Genomic DNA, 24,851 nt, shown 5'->3' on the forward strand with positions numbered 1-24,851 from the left:
CAGCCGACGTTCCACCACCAGCGGGGCTTTGTGAAGAAGATGACGGAATCCGCGCCCGAAACCCTGCCGTTCCAGGCCGAAGTCAGCCGCCTGATCGACATCGTTGCCAATGCGCTCTACGCCAAGCGGGAAGTCTTCCTGCGTGAACTGGTCTCCAACGCCTCCGATGCCTGCGATCGCTTGCGCTACGCCGCGCTGACGCAGGCGGAGCTGTTGGCCGGCGATTCCGAACTGGCCGTCGATCTGCAGCCAGATAGCGCCGCCGCGACGCTCACGGTCATCGACAACGGCATCGGCATGAACCGCGACGATCTGGTGTCCAACCTCGGCACCATCGCGCGCTCCGGCACCGCCCGTTTCCTGGAGGAACTGGGCGAGAAGAAGGGCGATGTGGACCTCATCGGCCAATTCGGTGTCGGTTTCTATTCCGCCTTCATGGTGGCCGACCGTGTCGTGGTGGAAACCCGCAAGGCCGGTGAAGCGCAGGGCTGGCGCTGGGAGTCCGACGGACGCAGCGGTTTCACCCTGACGGAGAGCGATAGCGCGCCGGCACGTGGCACGCGCATCGAGATTCACCTCAAGGAGGATGCGCGCGAGTTCCTGGAGGCCCAGCGGCTGCGCCAGATCGTCAAGACCTACTCGGACCATCTGGCGGTCCCCGTGCGTCTGCGCGGGGAGGGCGAGCCGGAACGCCTCAACGCCGAAGGGGCGCTCTGGACCCGGCCCAAGAGCGAGGTCACCGAGGAGCAGTACAAGGAATTCTACCATCACGTCGCCCACGCCTTCGACGAGCCCTGGGGCTGGCTCCACTTCAAGGCGGAAGGGGTGATGGAGTATGCCGGCCTGCTCTATGTGCCCGGCACGGCGCCCTGGGACCTCTTCGATCCGCAGCGCCGTCACGGGGTTAAGCTCTACGTCAAACGCGTCTTCATTGCCGAGGGCGTGGAAAGCCTTGTGCCCTCCTACCTGCGCTTCCTGCGCGGTGTGATCGACTCCGAGGATCTGCCGCTCAACGTCAGCCGCGAGACCCTGCAGCACAGTCCTGTGCTGGGGCGGATGAAATCTGCCCTGGTCAAGCGGGTGCTGGGTGAACTGGAAAGCCGCGCCGAGAAGGATGCGGCGGACTATGAGCGCTTCTGGGAGGTCTTCGGACCGGTCCTCAAGGAAGGGCTCTATGAGGACGCCGGCCAGCGCGACAAGCTGCTGACCCTGGCGCGCTTCCGCTCGACCAAGTCCGAGGGCTGGACCAGCCTGGCGGACTACATCGCGCGCATGCGCCCGGGGCAGGAGAAGATCTACGTCATCACCGGCGATGACATCGAGGCCCTGCGGCGCAGTCCGCAGCTCGAAGGCTTCGCCGCCAAGGGCATCGAGGTGCTGCTGCTCACCGATCCCATCGACGATTTCTGGCTCTCCTCCGTTGGCGAGTACGAGGGCAAGGCCTTCCAGTCCGTGACCCGCGCCGGCGCCGATCTCGATGCGATCGAGGCCGAAGCGAGCGATGAGGAGGACAAGGTCGAGCGGGAGTCGCTGGAGGGCAGCGAACTGGCCACCCTCGTCGCCTGGCTGAAGACGGCGCTGGGCGACTCGGTGAAGGATGTGCGCGCTTCCAAGCGGTTGACCAGCAGCCCGGTGTGCCTCGTGGCCGATGACGGCGACATGGACTTGCATCTGGCCCGCATTCTGCGCCACAGCCAGCGGGCTCCTGCGGACGCGCCGCGGGTGCTGGAGATCAATCCCGGCCATGCGCTGATCCGCCGACTGGCGGAAGAGGTGAAGGCCGGAGCCAACGGCAAGGACAGCATGGGCGAGGCGGCGCAGCTTCTGCTGGACCAGGCGCGCATTCTGGAAGGCGAGCCACCGCTCGATCCTGCTGCCTTTGCCCGCCGGCTGTCGGGTTTCATGGAGCGCGGCTTGATCTGACGCAAAGGCGATCATCGCTCCTTTATTGATTTATTGCACTGCAACATTGCCACTTGACCAGACGCTGCCCCGGTGCAGGATGGCGGCGTTTACCCGCAGGAGAGGTTTCTAATGCTGATCGACAGGATTCCCGTCGGCGACAATCCGCCATTCGAGCTCAACGTGATCATCGAAGTCCCGGTTGGCAGCGCGCCGGTGAAGTACGAGCTCGACAAGGCGTCCGGTGCCCTTTTCGTCGACCGTTTCCTGCACACAGCGATGCATTATCCCTGCAACTACGGCTTTGTGCCGCACACCCTGTCCGACGATGGTGATCCGGTGGACGTGCTGGTGCTGGCCCGTCACGCCATCGTGCCCGGCGCGGTGGTCAAGGCGCGTCCGGTGGGCGTTCTGGTGATGGAGGACGAGAAGGGCGAGGACGAGAAGGTGCTCGCCGTGCCGGTCGACAGCCTCCACCCCTACTACAGCGAAATCACCAGCTATCGCGAACTGCCCAAGATCCTGATCGATCAGATCGCGCACTTCTTCAAGCACTACAAGGACTTGGAGAGCGGCAAGTGGGTCGAGATCAAACGCTGGGGCGACCCGATCGAGGCTTTCAAAATGATTGAGCGCGCCGTGAAGCGCGAGGGCGAGAAGAACGCGGCCGAGGCCGCCGAATAGTTCTCGCAGCCTCGCAGCCTTCGTGCCACCATGGGAGCGCCGCCGGTTTTCCGGCGGCGTTCTTCGTTGAACTGCGCGCTGCGCGCCGTCTGGTCTAGACCAAGGCGGAAGCGAAGCTGCGTCGGCGTCTCTGGCGCGCGAGGGAGTGTGTTAAGCAATGTCGGCCCAGGCCCTGTTACTCGAGCTGCTCGGCGGCGCCGCCCTCCTGCTCTGGGCGACGCGGATGGTGCGCACGGGGATCCTGCGCGCCTACGGCGGCAGCTTGCGTCAGGTCCTGGCCCGCGCCACCGGCGGGCCGATCAAGGCTGCGGCGGCGGGCGTCGCCTCGGCGGCGGTGCTGCAATCCTCCACCGCCACCGCCCTGCTCCTGGTCTCTTTCGCCAGTCGTGGACTGATCGCCCTGACCCCGGCGCTGGCGGTGATGCTGGGTGCGGATCTGGGCTCGACACTGGTGGTGCAGGTTTTGTCCTTCGACCTGCGTGCGGTGGCGCCGGCGCTGCTGGTCATCGGTGTGGCGCTCTTCATGCTGACCAGCAGCCCGAAATCGCGGCAGATGGGGCGGGTGTCCATCGGGCTTGGCCTGATGATCCTCGCACTGGGTTTGATCGTCGGCGCTTCCGAGCCGCTGCGCGAGAGCGAGGTGTTGCGCACGGTGCTGACGGCCCTGGCCGGCGAGCCGCTGCTGGCAATGATCCTGGCGGCGCTGCTGACCTGGCTGGCGCACTCCAGCGTCGCCATGGTGCTGCTGATCGTGTCGCTCGCCGCCGGAGGCGTCTTGCCCGGCGGTCTCGGCGTGGCGTTGATCCTCGGCGCCAACGTCGGCGCCGGCCTGGTGCCCTTCGTGCTGACCCTGGGAGAGTCGCGCGACGGGCGGCTCGTCACTCTGGGCAACCTGGGTTTTCGCGCGCTGGGGGCACTGGCGGTGCTGCCCTTTGCCGGCCTTCTGGCCGAGCTGCTGGGCCAGTTCGAGTCCGACCCAGCTCGCCTGCTGGCGAACTTCCACACCGCCTTCAACTTCGCCCTGCTTCTGGTTTTCCTGCCGCTGACCGGGCTTGCCGCGCGGCTGCTGCAGAAGGCCTTGCCGGCGCGCGAGGAGGTTGAGGCCGACGACCAGCCGCGCCACCTGGACGACAGTCTGCTGGATCGTCCCCCCATGGCGCTGGCCTGCGCGACGCGCGAGGCGCTGCGGGTGGCGGACGTGGTGGAAACCATGCTGGCGGAGACCATCGAGGCATTTCGTGCGGACGACCCCAAGCGGATTACCGCCCTGCGGGCACTCGACAACCGCGTGGACCGGCTGCACGAAGCCATCAAGCTTTACCTCTCGCGCATGAGCCGCGAGCCGCTGACCGAGGAGGAGAGCCGCCAGGCTTTTGACCTGATCACCTTCACCACGAACCTCGAACACATCGGTGACGTGATCGACAAGGGACTGCTGGAACTGGCGGCCAAGCGGCAGAAGCGCAAGGTGGCCTTCTCCGAAGCCGGCTGGCGCGAGCTGGTGGCCCTGCACAGCCGGGTGAGCGAGCAGATGCAGCTCGCCGTGGCCGTCTTCGTCACCCGTGATGTCGACATGGCGCGCAGCCTGGTGGTGCAGAAGGAGAAGATCCGCGATCAGGAGCGTGCCGCAGCCGAAGCACACATGGAGCGGCTGCGCAGCGGGCGCCCGGAAACCATCGAGACCTCAGCCTTGCACCTGGACGTGCTGCGTGACCTGAAGCGCATCAATTCGCACCTTTCTGCCGTCGCCTATCCCATTCTGGAAGCCGAGGGTGAACTGCGCGGCAGCCGGCTGCGCAAGCGTGTGGAATCGACGGGAGCGTAGGAGGGCGCGGTAGAGGGCGTGATGGCGCGCCGCACCCCCCGGATGTTGCACGCCGCGCGACACAACATAAGCGGGCGATCCTTGTTGATCTTCCGCTGCACTGAAGTGGTCGCTTGCGCGCGATTGGCGATCTTACGGCCACGAGGAGGTCTTTCCGCCGGCTTGTCGTTGACCGGCAATTCCCGGCCTGTATAGGGTCTTGGCGCTTAATCACGAAGCCCACACGAGCCCTTGGAGAGAAATACATGGCTATTCGATTCACGGCACTTCCCGTGCTTGCGGTCGCTGCTGCATTCGCCTTTGCGCAGCCCGCGGACGCCCAAACCGAACTGCGTTTCGGCCACGCCAACGGCGAGGGCGAGATTGCCGCCCAGCTGTTTGAAGACTTCGCGGCCAGCGTCGAGGAGCGCACGGACGGCGAGCTTACCATTCGCATCTTCCCCAACGAGCAGCTCGGCACCGAGAACGAGCTGGTGCAGCAGGCCAAGGCCGGTGGTGTCGATATCTCCGCGCCCTCCATGCCGTCCGCCAGCCTGCTCGTGCCGCAGCTGGAGATGCCCAGCGCCCCCTTCCTCTGGGACAGCTGGGAAGAAGCCCATGCCATGATCCTGGGCGATGCCATGCAGCCGGCCTTCGACGAACTGGCGGAAGACCATGGCCTGATTCCGCTTACCAAGGTCTGGTACTGGGGTTGGCGTAACTTCACCTTCTCCGACACCGAAGTGCGTGAGCCTGCCGACATGGCCGGCCTGAACGTCCGCGTGCCGGAGCAGGCCGTCTGGGTCGCCATGGTGGAGTCCTTCGGTGCCTCGCCGACCCCGGTGTCCTTCGCCGATGTCTACTCGGCGCTGCAGCAGGGTGTGGTCGACGGCCAGGAGAACCCGATCCCGACGATCTACAACCGTCGCTTCTACGAAGTGCAGGACTACATCGTCATGTCCCGGCACATGCTGCAGAACAACATGATCGTGATGAACAAGGCGCGCTTCGACTCGCTGTCCAACGAGCACCAGCGCGTCCTGCTCGAAGAGGCTGCCAAGTACTCGGCCATGAATACGGCCATTCAGCAGCGCCTGGAGCAGGAAATGCTGGATGAGATCGAGGCCGAAGGCGGCACCACGATCATCACCGACCCGGACCGCGGCGCGTTCGCCCAGGCCCTGAACGATGCCGATGCCTACACGACGATGGCGGAGCGCTGGGGCCAGGAGAACTTCCAGCGGCTGCAGGGCGCGATCGAAGAGCTTCGCTCCCGCTAACAAGCCCAGGTGAGGACCGGCCTGCATCCTACCGGGTGCAGGCCGGTCCTCCGAACGGGTGGGGCGGTACGAAGACTTCGGCCGACCCCTTCGTCTTTCAGGTGTGACTTGAGGTCCGGATGTCGTCCCTCCTGCTGGCTGTGCTGCGCCGTGTCGACGATGCGATCGCGCTCGTCGAGAATGTCCTGATCTCGGCGCTTTGTGCCGTTCTGGCCGTCCTGCTCTTCGGCAATGTGGCGCTGCGCTATCTCTTTCGCAGTCCGGTCACCTGGATCGAGGAAGTGGTGGTCGCTGCCTTCGTCTGGATGATCTTCATCGGCGTCAGCGCCTGCGTGCGCAGCCACCAGCACCTGCGCATCGATGTGGTGCCGCGCCTATTGAGTGGCCCGGCGAAGGGCATTCTGGGTCTGCTTGGGCTCCTGTGCATGGTCGTCATCGTCGCGGCCATGGGGAAGTTCGGCTATGACTATGCCGTCTTCGTCTCGGGCAACCTGACCCCCATTCTCGGCATTTCGGCGGCCTGGCTGTACATCGGCCTGCCCTTGGGCATGGCCTTCACCGCCGTGCACCTGCTCAGACAGTTTTTCGACGAAGGGCCCTCGCGGGTGCTCGAGTCGGTTCTGGAACGCGAGGGCTGATCCCGTGGCGCTGCTGCTTCTGACCTTCGTCGCCCTGCTGGCGATCGGCCTGCCGATTGCCTTCGCCATGCTCGGTTCGGCGATGCTGGCGATCTGGATCGACGGTTTTCCCATGACCGTCTTCGCTCAGCGGGTGTCTTCCGGCGTGCAGTCCTTTCCGCTGCTGGCGGTGCCGCTGTTCATCCTGGCCGGCAACCTGATGAACCAGAGCGGCATGAGCGAGCGCATGTTCGCCTTCGCGCGCGCCCTCATCGGGCATGTGCGCGGCGGTCTCGCGCAGGTGAACGTGATTGCCAGTGTGTTCATGTCGGGCATCTCCGGCTCCTCCCTGGCCGATTGCGCGGCCACCACGCGCGTCTTCGTGCCGGAGATGGAGAAAGCCGGATACACCCGCGCCTTCAGCGTGGCCCTGACCGCCTCCTCGGCCACCCTGGCGCCGATCATTCCGCCGTCCATCCTGCTGATCATCTACGCCTGGGTCGCCAACATCTCGATCGGTGATTTCTTCATCGCCGGCATCATACCCGGGCTCCTGATCGGAGCAGTGCTGTTGGGTGTCACCGCGCTGATGGCGCGGGCGCGCAACTTCCCGGTGGAAGGCAGCTTCTCCCGCAGCGCGCTGCGGCGCACCTTCGGGCAGGCTGGCTGGGCGCTGCTGCTGCCGGTGCTGATCGTCGGCGGCTTTCGGGCCGGCATTTTCACCGCGACGGAAGTGGCGGCCGTGGCGGTGGCCTATTCCCTGCTGGTGGGGGCGCTGATCTATCGCACGCTGGACTGGCGCGGCATCGGGATGGCTTTGCTGTCGACCGCCCGGGACACGGCCTCCATCCTGTTGCTGGTGGCCGCAGCCTCGCCCTTCGCCTGGATGCTGGCGATGAACAACGCGCCGCAGGTCCTGCTGGGCTTCATCACCAGCATCTCGGACCACCCGGTAATCGTCCTGCTGCTGCTGAACGTGATGCTGCTGGTGCTCGGCACCTTCATGGAGACCCTGGCAGTCATCATCATCCTGGTGCCCATCCTGATCCCGCTGCTCAACATGATGGACATCAGCCTGGTGCACTTCGGCATCCTGATGATCGTCAACCTGCTGGTGGGACAGCTGACACCGCCGCTGGGCGTGCTCATGTTCGTGTCCTGCTCCATCGCCCGGGTGCGCATGGGCGCCTTCCTGCGGGAGGTCTGGCCCTTCCTCCTGGGGCTGCTGGCTGCGCTCCTGGTCATCACGCTGGTGCCGGCCCTGACGCTCTGGCTGCCGGAGGCGCTGCGCTAATCGAATTGCTCAAGGAAAGGACCCAGGCATGGGACGTATCGAGCGGGTCGAGATCCGGCCCTTCACCTTCGAGGTGGAGAACCTGGGCCTGGAGAGCAGCGCCGGCGCGACCTACAACATGGTCTGCAAGCCGGGAGAGCGTATCACGGTCGAGCGCTATGCCGTGGCGCTCTTTACCGAGGACGGCGCCTGCGGCGAATATGTGACTCACTGGGTCGGAACGCGTATCGCGCTGGAACAGACCCGCGCCCTTGCGCCTTTCCTGCTCGGCCGCACCACGGGCGAGCGCGAGTGGCTCTTCGACGAGATGAAGCGCGAGCTGCGCCAGTACGACCACATGGGCCACGGCCCGCTGGACATCGCGCTCTGGGACCTGCTGGGAAAGGAGACCGGGCGTTCGGTTTCCGACCTGCTTGGCCGCTACCGCACGCGCCTGCCGGCCTATGCCAGCACCTACCACGGCGACCATTCCGGCAGCCTGGACAGCCCCGCCGCCTTTGCCGATTTCGCCCTGGCCTGTCAGGCGATGGGTTACCCGGCCTTCAAGCTGCACGGCTGGCACGACGGCGATGCGCGGCGCGAGGCGGAGAACGTGCTGGCGGTGCGCAAGGCCGTCGGTGATGGCATGGCCCTGATGCTCGATCCGGCCTGTCAGCTGCGCAATTTTGCCGATGCGCTTTATGTCGGGCGCGCCTGCGACGAGGCCGACTACACCTGGTACGAGGATCCCTTCCGCGACAGCGGCGTCTCGGCCTTTGCGCACAAGCGGCTGCGCGAGCGGCTGAAGACCCCGCTCCTGATGACCGAGCACGTCCGTGGGATCGAGCCCAAGGCCGATTTCCTGATTGCCGGCGGCACCGACATCCTGCGCGCCGACCCGGAGTATGATCTCGGCATCACCGGCACCATGAAGATCGCGCACCTGGCCGAGGCCTTCGGTGTCGACGTGGAAATCCACGCCTGCGGCCCGGCGCACCGGCACTGCATGGCGGCGTTGCGTAACACCAACTATTACGAACTGGCCCTGGTAGGGCCGGGCAGCCCCAATGCCGTGCCGCCGGTCTACACCTGCGGCTACTCCGACCAGCTCGATGCGGTGGGAGCGGACGGCTGCTTCCCGCTGCCCGAAGGCCCGGGCCTGGGTGTGATCTACGATTGGGACTTCATCCGCCGACACCAGACGGCGGAATTCGTCATCAAGGCCTGAGGCAGGCGCGTCACACCTCCGGCTTCAGGTCCTCCGGGAAACGCCGTTTCAGGCGTTCGAAGAGCTGGTCGCGGACCTCGCGATAGGCGGCGAGGCGGGCTTCGCGATTGCCCTCCACCAGGGAGGGATCGAAGGTGTTCCAGAACTCCACGTCGCAGGCCATGGTGCGGGTCATCTCCACCGCCGAGTGCTGTGCCTCGGGCGAAAGCGAGATGATCAGGTCGTAGGAGGTGTCCTCCAGGTCGTCGAAGGTCTTGGAGCGGTGGCTGCTGCGATCGATACCGATCTCCTCCAGCACAGCCACGGCGAAGGGGTCGATGGGGCTGGCGCGCACGCCGCAGGAATCCACGTAGATGCGATGCCCGAGCAGGTGCTTGAGCAGCGCCTCCGCAATGGGCGAGCGGATGGCGTTCTCGGTGCAGGTGAAGAGGACGGCGTCCGGCTGTTCGGCCATCTCAGCCTCGGATGTGCAGGACGCACAGCAGGGTGAAAAGGCGCCGGGCCGTCAATTCGTCGATCTCGATGCGCTCGGCCAGGCGCTCGCGCAGCAGGGCCGCGCCCTCGTTGTGGAGCGAGCGCCGGCCCATGTCGATGGCCTCGATACGCGAGGGACTGGCCGTCTTGATGGCCTCGAAATAGGTTTCGCAGACCATGAAGTAGTCCTTCACGATGCGCCTGAAGGGCTGGAGCGCCAGGGGTACGTTGCCGAGAACCCGGCTTTCCGTGGCATCGCGGATCTCGAACACCAGGCGCTGCGTGCCCTCCATGCGCAGTATCAGGCTGAAGGGGCCTGCACTGTCGCCCTCGCTGGCAATAAGCGGGGCAAAGCGGTTTTCCTCCAATAGATCGTAGATCGCCACCGCCCGCTCGTGCTCGACCTCCGGCGTGCGCCGGACCAGCGTCTTTTCCTCCAGGACGACGTTGACCAGGCGGCGATCGTCCATGGGTGGGAACTCCGGGTCAGTCCGTGGCGGGCGCTTCGAGACGCAGCGAGAGGGACAGCGCGTGGGCGTCCAGGCCCTCGGCACGGGCCAGTGCGATCCCCGCCGGTCCGATGGCGGCCAGGCCGGCCGGGCTGGCGCCGATCAGGGAACTGCGCTTGAGGAAGTCCAGCACCGAGAGACCCGAGGAGAAGCGGGCCGAGCGCGCCGTGGGCAGCACGTGGTTCGGCCCAGCGAGATAGTCGCCGAGCGCTTCCGGGGTGTGGCGGCCCAGGAAGATGGCGCCGGCGTTGCGGATCTGCGGCAGCAGGGCGTCGGGATCGGCCACAGCCAGTTCCAGGTGTTCCGGCGCCACCCGGTTCACCAGCGGCGCGGCGGCGGGAATGTCTTTCACCAGGATGACCGCCCCGTGGTCGCGCCAGCTTGCCGCGGCAATCTCGCTGCGCGGAAGTTTTTGCAGGTGCACCTCGATGGCACGCTGCACGGCCGTCGCGAAGTCCGCATCGTCGGTGATCAGGATCGACTGGGCCGACACGTCGTGCTCGGCCTGGCTCAGCAGGTCGGCGGCGATCCAGGCCGGATCGTTGTCGCCGTCGGCGACCACCAGGATTTCCGAGGGGCCGGCGATCATGTCGATGCCCACGCGCCCGAAGACCTGCTTCTTGGCGGCGGCGACATAGGCATTGCCGGGGCCGGTGATCTTGTCCACCGGCGCGATGGTCTCGGTGCCATAGGCCAGCGCACCCACCGCCTGGGCGCCGCCGATGCGGTAGATTTCACTGACGCCGGCGATATGCGCGGCTGCCAGAACCAGGGGAATGATGCGCCCGTCCGGCGTCGGCACCACCATGGCGATGCGTTCGACCCCGGCCACGCGGGCGGGAATGGCGTTCATCAGCACGGAGGAGGGGTAGGCCGCCGTGCCGCCCGGCACGTAGAGACCCACGGCGCCCACGGCGGTCCAGCGGTGGCCCAGGCGGATGCCGCTGGCATCCTGATAGTCCAGATCCTGCGGCAGTTGCCGGCGATGGTAGTCCTCGATGCGCGCGGCGGCGAGGCGCAGTGCATTGATTGTTTCCGCATCGCAGGCAGCTTCGGCCTCGGCGATTTCTTGCGGGGTGAAGCGTAGCCGATCGGCGCTCAGCTCCATCCGGTCGAAGCGTGCGGTGTAGCGCAGAACGGCCGCGTCGCCCTCCTTGCGCACCGCCTCAAGAATTTCGGCCACGGCCCGGTCCACCTCGGCCGCCTCGTCGCGCCCGGCGTCAAGGAAGGCCCGAAAAGCATCGGGAAAGTCAGGACGACGGGCATCGAGCTCAAGCGGCATTGGCGCACTCCCGGAAGGCTTCGACCCAGCGCCCCACCTCCTCAGGTCGGGTCTTGAGCGCAGCGCGATTGACGATCAGGCGGCTCGTCACCTCGGCGATGGTTTCCACCTCCACCAGATTGTTGGCGGCCAGGGTCGAGCCGGTGGAGACCAGGTCGACGATGCGCCGGCACAGCCCGAGCGTCGGGGCCAGCTCCATGGCGCCGTTCAGCTTGATGCACTCGGCCTGCACCCCGCGCCGCGCGAAGTGGCGCTTGGTCACCTCGGGGTACTTGGTGGCGATGCGAATGTGGCTCCAGCGGCTGGGATCGTCCTGGGCATGCAGGCTGGCCGGCTCGGCCACGGCAAGGCGGCAGTAGCCGATGCCGAGGTCCACTGGGGCGTAGAGTTCGGGATAGTCGAACTCCATCAGCACATCGTTGCCGGCCACGCCGAGTTGCGCCGCCCCGAAGGCGACGAAGGTCGCCACGTCGAAGGAGCGCACCCGCACGACGTCGAGGCCGGGTATGTTGGTGGCAAAGCGGAGCTGGCGCGCGGACTCGTCCCGAAAGGCCGGCTCCGGCTCGATTCCGGCGGCGGCCAGCAGGGGCAGGAGTTCCTTCAGGATGCGCCCCTTGGGCAGGGCGAGCACCAGAGGCTGGCTTTCGGACAAGGGGCCTCACACGCAGGGGTTTGCTCTCGCGGCCCGACAGCCTGACCGCGCCCAGGATTTAGCGCGCCCCGCCGCTTGCGTCCAGCGCAGGAGCTTGCTTCCGCACCATAAGAAAGGGCCCGCACCATTCCAGGTACGGGCCCGAGGTCGAAGCAGCTCGCCGGGTCTAGTTGGAAACCGGGGACGCCTGGCTGTGCGAAAGGCGAACAGCCTTGCCGGGCGCTTCCGGCCTGGCCAGCAGCTTCGGCGCTGGCGTGCGCATCAGACGCATGCCGTTGAGGATGACGACCAAGACCGAGACCTGGTGGATCAACATGCCGCCGGCCATGTGGACCTCGCCCGCGAATACACCGAAGAGGAGTCCGGCGACGGTGACCAGCGCGATCACCAGGTTCTGCCGCATGTTGCGCAGCGTGGCCTTGGCGACCTCGATGGCCTCGTTCACCTTGCCCAGGTCGTCGGTCATCAGCGCGATGTCCGCCGTCTCGATCGCGACGTCGCTGCCGGCGGCGCCCATGGCGATGCTGGTGTCCGAGGCGGCAAGCGCGGGGGCGTCGTTGATGCCGTCACCGATCATGGCGACGTGCAGTCCCTGCCTTTGCAGTTCGCGGATATGCTCCAGCTTCTGGTCGGGCATCAGCCCGGCGTGAACCTCGTCGACGCCCACCTCTGCCGCGATGGCCTGCGCCGCCTGCGGCTGGTCGCCGGTCAGCATGACGACCCGCTTGATGCCCGCCCCGTGCAGCCGCTCGATCATCGGCCGGGCGCTGGGCCGGGCCATGTCGAGCAGACCGAGCATGCCGACGACCTTGCCGTCGAGTGCCACCAGCACCGGCGTGTTGCCCCTTTCGAGCAGAGCGGACAGGGCCTGTTCGGCGGCTTCGTCGAACCTGGCGCCGATGCTGTCCATGAGGCGGCGGTTGCCGGCGACAATCTGCTGTCCTTCGTGCCGGACCGAGAGGCCCATACCGGCAACTTCTTCGAGGTGATCAGGCGTCGGCACCGGTCCGACCTGTTGGGCGGCTTCGATGATCGGTCGCCCCAAGGGGTGATCGGAACCGGCTTCCGCGATTGCTGCCCAGCGCAGGACATCTTCCTGGCTGGCGCCGTTCAGTGCGACCACCTCGGCCAGACGCGGCTTGCCCTCGGTCAGGGTCCCGGTCTTGTCCAGGGCGAGAGCGGTGATGCGTCCCGCGCTTTCGAGATGCTGGCCACCCTTGATCAGGATGCCGGCGCGAGCAGCGCGGCCGATGCCAGCCACGACCGAAACCGGCGTCGAGATGACCAGAGCGCCCGGGCAGCCGACGACCAGCAGCGTGAGCGCGAGCCTTATGTCGTTGGTGAAGGCGAAGGCAGCGATTGCGAGGGCGAAGATGGCAGGCGTGTACCAGCGCGCGAACTTCTCGATCATGCGCTGGGTCGGTGCCTTCTCCTCCTGGGCTTCCTCGACGCGCTGGATGATCTTGGCCAGTGTGGTGTCGGCACCGACGCCGGTGGCCCGGATCTGCAGCAAGCCGTTTTCGGCGAGCGTGCCGGCGTGCACCTGGGAGCCTGGCGCCTTTTCCGCCGGGATCGGCTCGCCGGAAATGGCTGCCTCGTTGACCGCGGCAGTGCCTTCGATGACCTCGCCATCGACCGGGATGCGCTGGCCGGCCTTGACCAGGACCGTTTCCTGAAGCTGTACGGCGCCGGCGGGGACCTCGATGGCCTCGCCATCTCGGATCACGGTTGCCATGGAGGGCGCGGCATCGAGCAGTTGCTTCAGGGCGCCGCGCGTGTGCCGCATGGTGCGACCCTCCAGCCAGGCACCGAGCATGAAGAGGAAGGTGACGGCGGCGGCTTCCCAGTACTCGCCAATGACGATGGCGCCGGCCGCGGCGACGGTGACCAGCAGTTCGATGCTGAGATGGCGCACGCGCAGGGCATGCCAGGCTCGGATTGCGATGTCTTGGCCGGCCAGCAGCCAGGCCATGACCATGAAGCCAACCCAGCCTGCGTTCCAGGCCAGGCCATAGTTCGAAATCAGCGCCAGCACGATGAAAGCGGCGCTGCCGAGCGTGATCCACATCCGGCGCTGGGAGGGGTTCAGCAGTTGGCGCTTGAGTTGAGTGAGCATGATCGGCTCCTTTCCCCCGCTGCCCCATTTCGGGGCAGCGGGTCGCTGACTGGCCTAATTAGAATGCGGCTGGGGATGCCTTGTAGCCGGTGCCCTCAACGGCCTGGACCAGAGCCTCCACAGGCGCGCGTTCCGGGTCGTGGGTGACCTGGATGCGTCCGGTGTTGAAGTGCACTTCCGCCTGCTCGACGCCGGGCAGCGCCTTCAGTGCCTTTTCGATCTTCGGCACACAGGAGGGGCAGGACAGCTCGTCGCTGCGGAGTGTGGTGCGAAGGCTTGTTTGCGGCATGATCGTTTCCTTTCCTGCTGTCCGACGGCCGGATGTGCCGGCCGACGCCTTGCGTTGACTCGGAAGGTATGCTGTTCAGGCGTGCAAAGATATTGGCGAACCACGAAAGGTGTCCTTGCATGAATGCACAGGCAGAGAACTGGGATGACCTGAGGGTTTTTCTTGCGGTCGCCAGGGCGGGCTCGCTGTCGGGCGCGGCACGCATTCTCGGCGTCAACCACTCAACGGTGTTCCGCCGTGTTGGCGCCTTCGAGGATGCGCTTGGCGTGCGCCTCTTCGAGCGCGTGCCTGGTGGCTACCTGCTCACGCCCGCCGGCGAGGAGATGCGCGAGTCAGCCCTGCGCGTCGAGGCGGAGGTGGCGGCGATAGGCCGAAAGGTGCGCGGCCAGGATCTGCGCCTCAGCGGCTCGCTGCGCATCACCACGATCGACATGCTGGCGCTGTGGCTGCTGCCGCGTCACCTGACGCGTTTCCGCACTGACTATCCGGGAATCGAGGTGGAGGTTTCGGTCTCCAACGCGGCGCTCAACCTCACCAAGCGCGAAGCCGACGTTGCGCTGCGCATCGGCAACAGCCCTCCCGAGGCCCTGGTGGGCCGCCGCGTCGGCCGGCTGGTGTTTGCTGTCTATGGCGCCCGGGAGTACCGCCTGCGCCGCCCGGACGGCGAACTGGAAGCCCACGACTGGATCGGCTTTGATAGCGAGCATTCAGCGCTGGCACGGCGCTTTGCCGAGTTTCTGCCCGACGTACAGCCCGCCTACCGGGTCAACTCGGTGGCCGCCGCCATGGGCGCCGCCATGGCCGGGATGGGGCTGGCGCCACTTCCTTGCGGCATTGCCGACCGGGAAGCGAAACTGGAGCGGATCTGCGACCTGCCACCCAGCTTCAGTCTCGACCTCTGGCTGCTCACCCATGAGGACCTGCGCCGCACCGCCCGTATCCGAGCCTTCCTCGACTTCATGGCCGAGGCTCTGGCGGGGGAGGCCGAACTGCTGGAGGGGCGCAAGCCTGAGGCCTGGCGGGAGCTGTAGGCGACCACCAACAGACTGGCGGTCTTTGACTAGCGCCCCGCCGACGGAATGGGCGGGCGTTGGCGGCGGAGCTTGACCACGGCCTCGTCCAGGGCCGAGAGGAAGGTGGAGCGGGCGCGCTTGTCCATGGGCTTCGGCCCACCGGTGATCTCGCCCATGGCGCGCAGGTGCTCCATCAGCGCGCGTGAGGCCATGGCATTGCCGATGGAGGCTTCGGTGAAGGGCCGGCCGGTGGGACCGATCACTGTCGCCTTCGCATCGAGGCAGCGCTTCGCCAGGGGGATGTCGCTGGTGATGACGACCGCGCGATCGTGTGCGTGTTTGGCGATCCAGTCGTCGGCGGCGTCGAAGCCGTCGCTCTCCTGGATGAACTCGAAAGCCGCTTCCTGTGGCACATTGATCCAGGCATTGGCGACGACCTTGACCGGGAGGCCGTAGCGCCGCGCGACGCGGTAGATCTCCTCCTTGACCGGGCAGGCGTCGGCATCGACCAGGATCTCGACCGGCTTCACCGCTCCAGTACCACTCGCTCTGGCACCACCCGCTCCGGCCGCCCCGGCAGGTCGAGACGGGTTTCGCGCGGCGGCGTCTCGGCGATGACTCGGCCAGCGCGCAGCACCAGCAGGCGCGTGGCCTTGAGGCGGATGGCCTCCACCGGGTCTTTCGCCTGCAGCACCACGAGATCGGCGCGGCAGCCCGGCTCCAGGCCGTAGTCTTCGAGCTGCAGGATGCGGGCCGGCGTTTCGGTGACGGCCCGGAAGCAGTCGGCCATGGCATCGAGGCTGGTCATCTGCGCCACGTGCACGCCCATGTGCGCGACCTCGAGCATGTCGGCGGAACCCAAGGAGTACCAGGGGTCCATGACGCAGTCGTGCCCGAAGGCCACCGGCACGCCGGCGGCAAGCAGCTCCGGCACCCGGGTCATGCCGCGGCGCTTGGGGTAGCTGTCGTGGCGGCCCTGGATGGTGATGTTGATCAGCGGGTTGGAGATGGCGTTGAGGCCCGCCTCCGCCATCAGCGGCAGCAGTTTGGAGACGTAGTAGTTGTCCATGGAATGCATTGAGGTGAGGTGCGATCCCGTCACGCGTCCCTGCAGCCCCAGCCGCTGTGCCTCGAAGGCCAGGCTCTCCACGTGGCGGGACAGCGGGTCATCGCTCTCGTCGCAGTGCATGTCGACCAGCAGGCCGCGCTCGGCCGCGATCTCGCAGAGGCGCTTCACCGAGGCGGCGCCCTCGCTCATGGTGCGCTCGAAGTGCGGGATGCCGCCCACGACCTCGACGCCCTTGTCCAGGGCACGCAGCAGGTTGGCTTCGGCCGTGGGGCTGCGGAAGAGGCCGTCCTGCGGAAAGGCCACGAGCTGCAGCGTGAGGTAGGGGGCCACCCGCCGCTTCACCTCCAGCAGTGCGTCCACCGCCAGAAGTCGGTCGTCGCAGATGTCCACATGGCTGCGAATGGCGCCGATGCCCTGGGCCACCGCCAGGTCACAATAGGCCAGCGCCCGCTCCATGATGGCGTCCTGCGTGAGCTGGGGCTTGAGCTCGCCCCAGAGCGCGATGCCTTCCAGCAGAGTGCCGGAACGGTTGAGGCGCGGCAGGCCGAGGCTGAGCGTGGCATCCATGTGGAAGTGCGGGTCGATGAAGGGCGTCGTGACCAGGCGCCCGCTCAGGTCGCGCTCCTCCGTCGCCTCGGCATCGAGCTTCGGCGCGACGGCGGCGATGCGCCCCTCGCTGATGCCAATGTCGACGCCGCTGCGGCCGTCGGGCAGGGTGACGCCGCGTAGAATGAGATCGAGAACCATCAGCGTTCTCCCTTGCGATAGGGGACCAGCAGGGCCTTGGGATAGGCCGCGCGGCGGGACATGACAATGAGCGCCAGGATGGACAGCAGGTAGGGCATCATCAGGAAAAGCTGATAGGGCAGGCCGGCGCCCGCCTGCTGCTGCAGGCGGACCTGGAAGGCATCGAAGGCGCCGAAGAGCAGTGCACCCAGCAGTGCCTTGGCCGGCCGCCAGGAGGCGAAGACCACCAGCGCGATGCAGATCCAGCCGCGCCCGGCCACCATCTCGAAGAAGAAGGCGTTGAAGGCGCTCATGGTCAGGAAGGCGCCGCCGACCGCCATGAAGCCGCTGCCCACCATCACCGCGCCGATGCGCAGGCGATAGACGTCGATGCCCTGTGCCTCCACCGCCGCCGGGTTCTCGCCCACGGTGCGCAGCGCCAGGCCCAGCGGCGTGCGATAGAGCACGTAGGCGACCACGGCGATGGACACGAAGGCGAGATAGGTGAGCGGCGTCTGGGCGAAGAAGGCCGGGCCGATCACCGGTATCTCGGAGAGCAGCGGGATCGGCAGCGGCTGAAAGGCCTCGATGCGCGGCGGGCTGTCGCTGTCCGGTAGCACCATGCGGTAGGTGAAGTAGGCAAGGCTGGTGGCCAGCAGCGTGATGCCGATGCCGGTGACGTGCTGCGACAGGCCAAGCGGCACCGTCAGCAGGCCGTGCAGCAGTCCGAAAAGCATGCCCACCAAGGCGGCCAGGATGACCCCGGTCCAGAGGTCCGCACCCTGGAAGACCGCCATCCAGCCCACCAGTGCGCCCATGGTGAAGATGCCCTCGATCCCGAGGTTCAGCACGCCGGCCCGCTCGCAGATCAACTCGCCCAGCGTGCCGAAGATCAGCGGCGTTGCGATGCGCACCGCCGCGACCCAAAAGCTGGCAGTCAGGAGGATCTCGACTATTTCCACGGCCGCGCGCCTCCGTAGGAAAGGACTGTGGTGGCGCTCGTGGCGTTGCGGCTCGACAGGACTTTTTCCCCGTCATTGCGAGGAGGCGAAGCCGACGCGGCAATCCAGGGCCACAGGCGGCCGCCCTGGATTGCCGCGCTCCCTGCGGTCGCTCGCAATGACGAAGTGAAAGTAAAGCCTCCTCGCAATGACGGGGGAAAGGAGCGACTGCCGCGCAAGGACGGTGCGCAAAGGACTGTGCTCGAATGTGCCGGCAAGGCGTCTGGACCGTGCATCACCATCGCCGACTACCTCCAGTGCACGCGGTAGCGCAGCCAGAGCGTGCCCAGCAGCATGGTCAGCAGCGAGGTGGCGACGATCAGGTGCGCGATGTAGCTGGAGACGCCGAGCGCCCGGCTCATGGAGTCGGCGCCCACGAAGATGGTCGCAACGAAGAGCGCGGCGGCTACGACGGCCAGCGCGTTGAGCTGGGCCAGCATGGCCACCACGATGCCGGAATAGCCGTAACCGGGCGAGAGATCGGTGGTGAGATAGCCACGCACGCCGGCGACCTCGCCGACACCGGCCAGGCCCGCCAGGCCGCCGGAGATCACCGCGACCCGGATCATCACCGCCCCGGTGGACATGCCGGCAAAGCGCGCGGCCGAAGGATTGGCGCCCACCGCGCGCATCTCGAAGCCCCAGCGGGTGCGCGCGATCAGCAGCCAGACCAGCGCCGCGGCCACCAGGGCCACCACGAGGCCCAGATGCACCCGAGTGCGCGGGATCAGCCGTGGCAGGGCGGCCTCATCGGCGATCGGCTCCGACTGCGGCCAGCCCATGGACATGGGATCCTGCAGCGGCCCTTCCACCAGGAGCGAGACGAAGAGCAGGACCACGAAGTTGAGCAGCAGCGTGGTCACAACCTCGTCCACGCCCAGCCGGGTCTTCAGCAGCGTGGGAATGAGCAGCAGGACTGCGCCGGCCAATGCACCGGCGAGCATGATGGCGGGCACCATGATGAAGGGGCTGGAGGCCCAGGCGGTGCTGCCGACCACCACGGCGGCGACTGCGCCCATATAGAGCTGCCCCTCGGCGCCGATGTTCCAGAGCTTGGCGCGGAAGGCGACGGCAGCGGCCAGGCCCGTGAGCACCAGCGGTCCGGCGCGGGCCAGGGTTTCGGTCAGCGCCAGTCGCCCGCCCAGGGCGCCGCGCAGCATCAGCCAGTAGGCTTCGAGCACGGGCGCGCCGGCGATTGACAGCGGCACGGCACAGATCAACAGCGCGATGAAGATAGCGGCGACGGGGGTGGTGATGGACAGCCAGAGCGGAACCTGGCCCCGGGGCTCAAGCCGCATGCCCGGCCTCTCCCTCGTGACCGGCCATCATCAGGCCGAGTTGGCGAATGGTGACCTCCTCCGTGGGCAGGCTGGCGGAGAGCCGGCCGCGATAGAGCACGGCGATCCGGTCGGAGAGGGTGAGCAACTCGTCCAGGTCCTCGGAGATCAGCAGAATGGCCGCCCCGCGTTGGCGGGCGGCCAGCAGCTCGCGGTGTACATAGGTCACCGCCCCCACGTCCAGCCCCCGGGTCGGCTGGTTGGCCAGGATCAGGCTCGGCTCGCGATCCAGCACCCGGCCCAGGATCAGCTTCTGCATGTTGCCGCCCGAGAGCAGCTTGGTGACCGCCTCGGTGCCGGAGCATTTGACCTCGTAGTTGCGGATCACGGCTTCCGCGCGCTGGCGTGCCGCGGTGCGCTGCAGGAGCCCGAAGCGCTGATAGGGCGCCCGGTAGTAGTCCTCCAGCATGACCGTTTCCCAGACCGCCATCTCGCCCACCACGCCGTCGTGGTGCCGGTCCTCGGGAATGCGCCCGACGCCCAGCCGCACCATGCGCGAGGGATTGGCGTCGCGCAGCAATTGGCCGAAGAGCTCCACCTCGCCACTGTCGTGGCGGACAAGGCCGCTGATCAGGTTGGAGAGCGCGGCCTGGCCGTTGCCGGAGACACCGGCGATGCCGAGGATTTCGTGGCGGTGCAGGGTCAGATCGGCTTCGCGCAAGGGGGGGCGTCCGGCATCGGCTGGCACGCTGACCTCATGCAGACGCAGGATGGCCGGGCCCGGTGGCAGCGCTTCCCGTACGGTCTGGGGAATGGCACGGCCCACCATGGTCTCGGCAAGCTGCGCCCGGTCGGTGCCGGCCGTGGGCAGGCTGGCCACCACCTTGCCGCTGCGCAGCACGGTCACCCGCTGGCTGATCGCCAGGACCTCGTGCAGCTTGTGGGAAATGAAAACCACCGCCAGTCCACCGGCGGCCAGGCGGCGCAGGGTCTCGAACAGGCGGTCGGTCTCCTGCGGTGTCAGCACCGCGGTGGGCTCGTCCAGGATCAGTATGCGCGCGCCGCGGTAGAGCGCCTTGAGGATCTCGACCCGCTGACGCTCACCGACGGAGAGGTCGGCAATGCGCGCGGACAGATCGACGGTCAGGCCGCTGTCGGCCATCAGCTGTTCCAGGCGCCCACGCGCGCCGCCCAGCTTCTGCCAGGGGCGCCAGAGCGGTTCGGTGCCCAGCACCAGGTTGTCGAAGGCGGAGAGGTTGTCGGCGAGGGTGAAGTGCTGGTGCACCATGCCGATGCCGGCGGCGAGCGCGGCCGCGGGATTGCCCGGCGGCAACGGCTGCAGCCGACCCTCGGAATCGGCAACCTCGATCTGTCCCTCGTCGGCCGTGTAGTGGCCGAAGAGGATGTTCATCAGCGTGGTCTTGCCCGCGCCGTTCTCGCCCAGCAGCGCTAGCACCTCGCCCGAGGCCAGCTCCAGGTCGATGGCATCATTGGCGACCAGATCGCCAAAGCGCTTGGTGATGCCCTGCAGGCGCAAGACGGGGGTGGGCGTGATAGTGGACACGCGCGCGGCCTTCTTCCCGTTGGGGCTGTTAATAGCGGTAAGTCGGCAGGCCCGCTGCGAAAGCGGACCTGCCGAAAGATGTCACTGACTCGAGGTGGGCTCGGAATCGTTGACGTTGACCCGGAACATGCCGTCCAGGATCTCCTGCTCGCGTTCCGCGACCTCGTCGAGGATCTCCTGCGGCACCAGCTCGGGGTCCATGGGCGCCAGCGAGCCGCCGCCGTAGGACATGTAGCTGTACTGGCCGTAGTCGGCAGCCTCGAAGCTGCCGTTGGCCACCGCCTCGACCGCACGTTCGATGGTCGGCTCCATGTGCCAGAGCGCGGAGGCAACCACGGTGCCCGGATAGTCCTCCTGGGTGTCGATCACGTTGCCGATGGCCTTTACGTCCCGCTCCGCCGCGGCGTCGGAGACGCCGAAGCGCTCCGCGTAGAGAATGTCGGCGCCGCTGTCGATCATGGCGAAAGCCGCCTCCTTGGCCTTGGGCGGGTCGTACCAGGAGCCGATGAAGGTCACCAGGAACTCGACGTCAGGGTTCACGTCGCGCGCGCCGTCCATGAAGGCGTGCATCAGGCGGTTCACCTCGGGAATGGGATAGCCGCCCACCATGCCGATCTTGTTCGACTCGGTCAGGCGACCCGCCACGATCCCGGTGAGATAGGAGGGTTCGTGAATCCAGTTGTCGAACACGGCGAAGTTCTCGCCGGACGGCCCGAAGCTGGAGCCCATCAGGAAGGCGGTGTCGGGATAGTCGGCCGCCACCTGGCGTGCTCCACGCTCGACGCCGAAGACCTCGCCGATGATCAGGTCCTTGCCGGCGTCGGCATACTCGCGCATCACGCGCTCATAGTCGGTGTTGGCGACGTTCTCGGAATAATCGTAGGTGATTTCACCGCGCTCTTCGGCCTCGTTCAGGGCCTTGTGAATGCGGCTGACCCACTGCTGCTCCACCGGCACGGTGTAGACGGCAGCAACATCGACCGGCTCCGCCCAGGCCACCGGCGCCGTTGCCATCATCGTCAGCGCCGCGGCGCCCGCGGCGAAACCCAGCAGCGCCCGACGGCTGCTCGTCATGCTCCAACTCATCCCTCACCCTCCTGTTCATGCAATGAAAAACGGACGCGTCTCGGCCCGTCGACACTGGTGCTCGGCAATCCACTTCCCGATCTTCGGGAGCGGCTTATCCTGCTCACTGGGGCGAAGTCGGTCAACAAAGTCCACAATCTCGCAGCGGCCTTACCGATCGGATGACCGGACTCTTTCCCCAGTTCCTTGTTGACGCCTGCGCGCAAACTTTGTTCAAATGATAAAAAATAAGCACGGCTCGCAAAAGTGCGAGGCGCTGCGAGGCTTCAATTGGCGGGTCGAGGGAGATCGACATGGATAAGGCACGCGCCCCGGGTGTGCGCGCCGGACGACTGTCCGGCGAGGAGATCGCACGCAACTTCACCGACCTGCATCCGCCGCTGGATGCGCACGAGGCCCTGGTCGAGGCCGATCGCTGCTACTTCTGCTATGACGCGCCCTGCGTGAAGGCTTGTCCCACGGAAATCGACATTCCGCTTTTCATTCGCCAGATCCAGACCGCCGATGTGGTCGGTGCCGGCGAGACCATCCTGCAGCAGAACATCATGGGCGGCGCTTGCGCTCGCGTTTGTCCGACGGAGACGCTCTGCGAGGAGGCCTGCGTGCGCAACCTGGCCGAAGACAAGCCGGTGGCCATCGGCCTGCTGCAGCGCCACGCCACCGACAGGCTGATGGAAGAGGGGCGCCAGGTCTTCGAGCGTGCGGCCTCCACGGGCCGGCGGATCGCCGTGGTCGGCGCGGGTCCAGCCGGTCTGGCCTGCGCCCATCGCCTGGCCGTGCACGGCCACGAGGTGACGGTCTTCGAGGCCCGGCCCAAATCGGGCGGGCTCAACGAGTACGGCATCGCCGCCTACAAGGTTCCCGACAACTTCGCCCAGCGCGAAGTGGACTACATCCTGGACATCGGCGGCATCGAGGTGCGCCACGGCCAGCGCCTCGGCAGCGAGATCACCCTGGAGCAGCTGCGTAAGGACTACGACGGCGTCTTTCTGGGCATGGGGCTGGGCAGTACCAACAGCCTTGGGGTGGCCGGAGAGAGCCTGGAGGGCGTGCACGATGCCGTGGACACCATCGCCGAGCTGCGACAGAGCCCGGACCTGACGGGCTTTCCCATCGGCCGCCGCGTGGTCGTGATCGGCGGCGGCATGACCGCCATCGACATCGCGGTGCAGGCGCGCCGTCTGGGCGCCGACGAGGTGACCCTGGTCTATCGCCGCGGGCGGGAGCAGATGAAGGCCTCGCGCTACGAACAGGAACTGGCGCAAACCAACGGCGTGCGCATCGTCACCTGGGCGGTGCCAACCGAGGTGCTGGGCGAGGGCGGGCGTGCGACCGCCGTGCGCTTCGATCATGTGGTCGCGGAGGACGGCCGCCTGGTCTCCACCGGCGAGCATTTCGAAGTGGCGGCCGACCAGGTCTTCAAGGCCATTGGCCAGACCTTCGAGACTGCGGGGCTCGGCGAAGCCGGCTTCAAGCTCGACGGCGGTCGCATCGCCGTTGACGCCGGGCGACGCACCAGCCTGCCCGACGTCTGGGCGGGCGGCGACTGCATCGCCGGCGGACAGGACCTCACGGTCGCGGCGGTCGAAGACGGCAAGCAGGCGGCGGAATCCATTCATCGCGTCCTCGGCGCGGCAGCGGCAGCCTGAGGCAGGGAGCAGAGACCATGGTCGACATTCGTAACGACTTCCTCGGCATCAAGTCGCCGAACCCCTTCTGGCTCGCCTCGGCGCCGCCGACCGACCGGATCGTCAACGTCACCCGTGCCTTCAAGGCGGGCTGGGGCGGTGTGGTCTGGAAGACCCTGGGCGAAGACCCGCCCATCGTGAACGTCAACGGACCGCGCTACGGCGCCATCCACGGCGCCGACCGCCGCCTGATCGGCTTCAACAACATCGAGCTGATTTCCGACCGCACGCTGCAGGACAACCTGCGTGAGATCAAACAGGTCAAGCGGGACTGGCCGGACCGGGCGGTGGTGGTGTCTCTGATGGTGCCCTGCGAGGAGGCCTCCTGGAAGGCGGTGCTGCCGCTGGTGGAGGAAACCGGCGCCGACGGCATCGAGCTCAACTTCGGCTGCCCGCATGGCATGTCGGAGCGCGGCATGGGCTCGGCTGTGGGGCAGGTGCCCGAGTACGTCGAGATGGTGGCGCGCTGGTGCAAGCAAAACACCCGCATGCCGGTGATCGTCAAGCTGACCCCCAATATCACCGACGTGCGCTTCGCCGCCCGTGCCGCGAAACGCGGCGGTGCGGATGCCGTCTCGCTCATCAACACGGTCAACTCCATCATGGGGGTCAATCTCGACATCATGGCGCCGAGCCCGCACACCGACGGCAAGGGCACCCACGGCGGCTACTGCGGCCCGGCGGTCAAGCCGATCGCGCTGCACATGGTCGCCGACATTGCCCGCGATCGCGAAACGGCGGACCTGCCGATCTCGGCCATCGGCGGCATCACCACCTGGAAGGACGCGGCGGAGTTCATGGCCCTGGGGGCGGGCAATGTGCAGGTCTGCACCGCGGCCATGACCTATGGCTTCAAGATCGTCGAGGAGATGAAGGCGGGCCTTGCGCACTGGATGGAGAGCAAGGGCTACGAGCGCCTGGAGGACTTCATCGGCAAGGCGGTGCCCAACCTCACCGACTGGCAGTTCCTTAATCTCAACTACGTGGTCAAGGCGCGCATCGATCAGGACCTCTGCATCAAGTGCGGCCGCTGCCACATCGTTTGCGAGGACACCTCGCACCAGGCGATCACGGCGACCAAGAACGGCGAGCGCTGGTTCGAGGTGCAGGACGATGAGTGTGTCGGCTGCAACCTCTGCGTCTCGGTCTGCCCGGTGGAGAACTGCATCACCATGGAGCAGCTCACCGAGGGCGTGGACCCGCGCACCGGCCGGCCGATCGACCCCGCCTACGCCAACTGGACCACCCACCCGAACAATCCCATGTCGAAGGCGGCGGAGTAGCAGGAGCGCCCGGCGGCAGCTCTGATCTGCCGTT

22 protein-coding genes are annotated in these 24,851 nt (G+C 66.9%); 10 read left to right on the forward strand and 12 right to left on the reverse strand.

Features of this window, described 5'->3' with window-relative positions; all coding sequences use genetic code 11:
- Positions 1-39: 39 nt before the first annotated feature.
- The 7 genes from htpG to ABZ720_RS04190 all read left to right on the forward strand — a co-directional run bounded on the left by htpG (position 40) and on the right by ABZ720_RS04190 (position 8,788).
- A complete protein-coding gene (gene htpG / locus ABZ720_RS04160) occupies positions 40-1,923 on the forward strand; it encodes a molecular chaperone HtpG (protein ID WP_366554110.1) in 1,884 nt (627 codons plus the stop codon).
- A 111-nt stretch (positions 1,924-2,034) separates the two neighbouring features.
- Complete coding sequence (gene ppa / locus ABZ720_RS04165) at positions 2,035-2,586, forward strand: inorganic diphosphatase (protein WP_366554112.1); 552 nt, start codon at positions 2,035-2,037, stop codon at positions 2,584-2,586.
- 157 nt (positions 2,587-2,743) lie between these two features.
- On the forward strand, positions 2,744-4,411 hold the full coding sequence (locus tag ABZ720_RS04170) for a Na/Pi cotransporter family protein (RefSeq protein WP_366554114.1): 1,668 nt from the start codon (positions 2,744-2,746) through the stop codon (positions 4,409-4,411).
- Positions 4,412-4,656: 245 nt separating this feature from the next.
- Positions 4,657-5,670: a TRAP transporter substrate-binding protein gene (locus ABZ720_RS04175; protein WP_366554116.1), complete on the forward strand. Its 1,014-nt coding sequence runs from the start codon at positions 4,657-4,659 to the stop codon at positions 5,668-5,670.
- A gap of 119 nt (positions 5,671-5,789) precedes the next feature.
- Complete coding sequence (locus ABZ720_RS04180; protein WP_366554118.1) at positions 5,790-6,308, forward strand: TRAP transporter small permease; 519 nt, start codon at positions 5,790-5,792, stop codon at positions 6,306-6,308.
- A gap of 4 nt (positions 6,309-6,312) precedes the next feature.
- Positions 6,313-7,581 (forward strand): TRAP transporter large permease, encoded by a 1,269-nt coding sequence (locus ABZ720_RS04185; protein ID WP_366554120.1) that lies wholly within the window; start codon positions 6,313-6,315, stop codon positions 7,579-7,581.
- A gap of 28 nt (positions 7,582-7,609) precedes the next feature.
- Complete coding sequence (locus ABZ720_RS04190) at positions 7,610-8,788, forward strand: enolase C-terminal domain-like protein (RefSeq protein WP_366554122.1); 1,179 nt, start codon at positions 7,610-7,612, stop codon at positions 8,786-8,788.
- A 10-nt stretch (positions 8,789-8,798) separates the two neighbouring features.
- Here the strand turns inward: ABZ720_RS04190 and ABZ720_RS04195 are convergent, their stop codons facing one another.
- From ABZ720_RS04195 to ABZ720_RS04220, 6 genes are all read right to left on the reverse strand, one after another.
- Entirely contained in the window at positions 8,799-9,242 is a 444-nt protein-coding gene (locus ABZ720_RS04195) for an arsenate reductase ArsC (RefSeq protein WP_366554123.1), read from the reverse strand.
- 1 nt (position 9,243) lies between these two features.
- Positions 9,244-9,732, reverse strand: a complete 489-nt coding sequence (locus ABZ720_RS04200; RefSeq protein WP_366554125.1) for a UPF0262 family protein — start codon at positions 9,730-9,732, stop codon at positions 9,244-9,246.
- Positions 9,733-9,748: 16 nt separating this feature from the next.
- A complete protein-coding gene (hisD, locus tag ABZ720_RS04205; RefSeq protein ID WP_366554127.1) occupies positions 9,749-11,053 on the reverse strand; it encodes a histidinol dehydrogenase in 1,305 nt (434 codons plus the stop codon).
- Complete coding sequence (hisG, locus tag ABZ720_RS04210; protein WP_366554129.1) at positions 11,043-11,705, reverse strand: ATP phosphoribosyltransferase; 663 nt, start codon at positions 11,703-11,705, stop codon at positions 11,043-11,045. Before hisG ends, hisD begins: the two co-directional genes overlap by 11 nt.
- Positions 11,706-11,871: 166 nt before the next feature.
- The gene (locus ABZ720_RS04215) at positions 11,872-13,821 is read right to left on the reverse strand and encodes a heavy metal translocating P-type ATPase (RefSeq protein WP_366554131.1); all 1,950 of its coding nucleotides are present in this window, start codon (positions 13,819-13,821) and stop codon (positions 11,872-11,874) included.
- A 58-nt stretch (positions 13,822-13,879) separates the two neighbouring features.
- A complete protein-coding gene (locus ABZ720_RS04220; protein WP_366554133.1) occupies positions 13,880-14,110 on the reverse strand; it encodes a heavy-metal-associated domain-containing protein in 231 nt (76 codons plus the stop codon).
- 119 nt (positions 14,111-14,229) lie between these two features.
- Between ABZ720_RS04220 and ABZ720_RS04225 the strand changes: the two genes are divergently transcribed.
- A complete protein-coding gene (locus ABZ720_RS04225) occupies positions 14,230-15,141 on the forward strand; it encodes a LysR family transcriptional regulator (RefSeq protein WP_366554135.1) in 912 nt (303 codons plus the stop codon).
- Between the two features lie 29 nt (positions 15,142-15,170).
- On the opposite strand, the gene ABZ720_RS04230 is transcribed toward ABZ720_RS04225, so the two are convergent.
- The 6 genes from ABZ720_RS04230 to ABZ720_RS04255 form a co-directional block, all read right to left on the reverse strand.
- Positions 15,171-15,653 (reverse strand): YaiI/YqxD family protein, encoded by a 483-nt coding sequence (locus ABZ720_RS04230; RefSeq protein WP_366554137.1) that lies wholly within the window; start codon positions 15,651-15,653, stop codon positions 15,171-15,173.
- Positions 15,650-16,939, reverse strand: a complete 1,290-nt coding sequence (locus ABZ720_RS04235; RefSeq protein WP_366554139.1) for an amidohydrolase family protein — start codon at positions 16,937-16,939, stop codon at positions 15,650-15,652. The genes ABZ720_RS04230 and ABZ720_RS04235 overlap by 4 nt, the downstream gene beginning before the upstream one ends.
- Positions 16,939-17,880 carry an ABC transporter permease gene (locus ABZ720_RS04240; RefSeq protein WP_366554141.1) on the reverse strand — a complete coding sequence of 314 codons (942 nt, stop codon included), beginning with the start codon at positions 17,878-17,880 and terminating at the stop codon, positions 16,939-16,941. Before ABZ720_RS04240 ends, ABZ720_RS04235 begins: the two co-directional genes overlap by 1 nt.
- A 287-nt stretch (positions 17,881-18,167) precedes the next feature.
- Positions 18,168-19,217, reverse strand: coding sequence for an ABC transporter permease (locus ABZ720_RS04245; protein ID WP_366554143.1), 1,050 nt, complete (start codon positions 19,215-19,217; stop codon positions 18,168-18,170).
- Positions 19,207-20,760 carry an ABC transporter ATP-binding protein gene (locus ABZ720_RS04250; RefSeq protein WP_366554145.1) on the reverse strand — a complete coding sequence of 518 codons (1,554 nt, stop codon included), beginning with the start codon at positions 20,758-20,760 and terminating at the stop codon, positions 19,207-19,209. The genes ABZ720_RS04245 and ABZ720_RS04250 overlap by 11 nt, the downstream gene beginning before the upstream one ends.
- Positions 20,761-20,841: 81 nt before the next feature.
- A complete protein-coding gene (locus ABZ720_RS04255) occupies positions 20,842-21,834 on the reverse strand; it encodes a BMP family protein (RefSeq protein ID WP_366554147.1) in 993 nt (330 codons plus the stop codon).
- Between the two features lie 305 nt (positions 21,835-22,139).
- Between ABZ720_RS04255 and ABZ720_RS04260 the strand changes: the two genes are divergently transcribed.
- On the forward strand, positions 22,140-23,495 hold the full coding sequence (locus tag ABZ720_RS04260; RefSeq protein ID WP_366554149.1) for an NAD(P)-dependent oxidoreductase: 1,356 nt from the start codon (positions 22,140-22,142) through the stop codon (positions 23,493-23,495).
- 17 nt (positions 23,496-23,512) lie between these two features.
- The gene (preA, locus tag ABZ720_RS04265) at positions 23,513-24,817 is read left to right on the forward strand and encodes an NAD-dependent dihydropyrimidine dehydrogenase subunit PreA (protein WP_366554151.1); all 1,305 of its coding nucleotides are present in this window, start codon (positions 23,513-23,515) and stop codon (positions 24,815-24,817) included.
- Positions 24,818-24,851: the final 34 nt, after the last annotated feature.

Source organism: Aquibaculum sediminis, assembly GCF_040712085.1.
Lineage (GTDB): Bacteria > Pseudomonadota > Alphaproteobacteria > Kiloniellales > DSM-21159 > Aquibaculum > Aquibaculum sediminis.

Bases quoted from the DNA above. Each gene is read 5' to 3' on its own strand.
- ABZ720_RS04175 (WP_366554116.1), top strand. From the start codon at position 4,657: ATGGCTATTCGATTCACGGCACTTCCCGTGCTTGCGGTCGCTGCTGCA.
- ABZ720_RS04200 (WP_366554125.1), bottom strand. From the start codon at position 9,732: ATGGACGATCGCCGCCTGGTCAACGTCGTCCTGGAGGAAAAGACGCTG.
- ABZ720_RS04245 (WP_366554143.1), bottom strand. From the start codon at position 19,217: ATGCGGCTTGAGCCCCGGGGCCAGGTTCCGCTCTGGCTGTCCATCACC.
- ABZ720_RS04215 (WP_366554131.1), bottom strand. From the start codon at position 13,821: ATGCTCACTCAACTCAAGCGCCAACTGCTGAACCCCTCCCAGCGCCGG.
- ABZ720_RS04180 (WP_366554118.1), top strand. From the start codon at position 5,790: ATGTCGTCCCTCCTGCTGGCTGTGCTGCGCCGTGTCGACGATGCGATC.
- htpG (WP_366554110.1), top strand. From the start codon at position 40: ATGACGGAATCCGCGCCCGAAACCCTGCCGTTCCAGGCCGAAGTCAGC.
- ABZ720_RS04235 (WP_366554139.1), bottom strand. From the start codon at position 16,939: ATGGTTCTCGATCTCATTCTACGCGGCGTCACCCTGCCCGACGGCCGC.
- ABZ720_RS04255 (WP_366554147.1), bottom strand. From the start codon at position 21,834: ATGACGAGCAGCCGTCGGGCGCTGCTGGGTTTCGCCGCGGGCGCCGCG.
- ABZ720_RS04220 (WP_366554133.1), bottom strand. From the start codon at position 14,110: ATGCCGCAAACAAGCCTTCGCACCACACTCCGCAGCGACGAGCTGTCC.
- ABZ720_RS04195 (WP_366554123.1), bottom strand. From the start codon at position 9,242: ATGGCCGAACAGCCGGACGCCGTCCTCTTCACCTGCACCGAGAACGCC.
- ABZ720_RS04260 (WP_366554149.1), top strand. From the start codon at position 22,140: ATGGATAAGGCACGCGCCCCGGGTGTGCGCGCCGGACGACTGTCCGGC.
- hisD (WP_366554127.1), bottom strand. From the start codon at position 11,053: ATGCCGCTTGAGCTCGATGCCCGTCGTCCTGACTTTCCCGATGCTTTT.
- ABZ720_RS04170 (WP_366554114.1), top strand. From the start codon at position 2,744: ATGTCGGCCCAGGCCCTGTTACTCGAGCTGCTCGGCGGCGCCGCCCTC.
- ABZ720_RS04190 (WP_366554122.1), top strand. From the start codon at position 7,610: ATGGGACGTATCGAGCGGGTCGAGATCCGGCCCTTCACCTTCGAGGTG.
- ppa (WP_366554112.1), top strand. From the start codon at position 2,035: ATGCTGATCGACAGGATTCCCGTCGGCGACAATCCGCCATTCGAGCTC.
- preA (WP_366554151.1), top strand. From the start codon at position 23,513: ATGGTCGACATTCGTAACGACTTCCTCGGCATCAAGTCGCCGAACCCC.
- ABZ720_RS04225 (WP_366554135.1), top strand. From the start codon at position 14,230: ATGAATGCACAGGCAGAGAACTGGGATGACCTGAGGGTTTTTCTTGCG.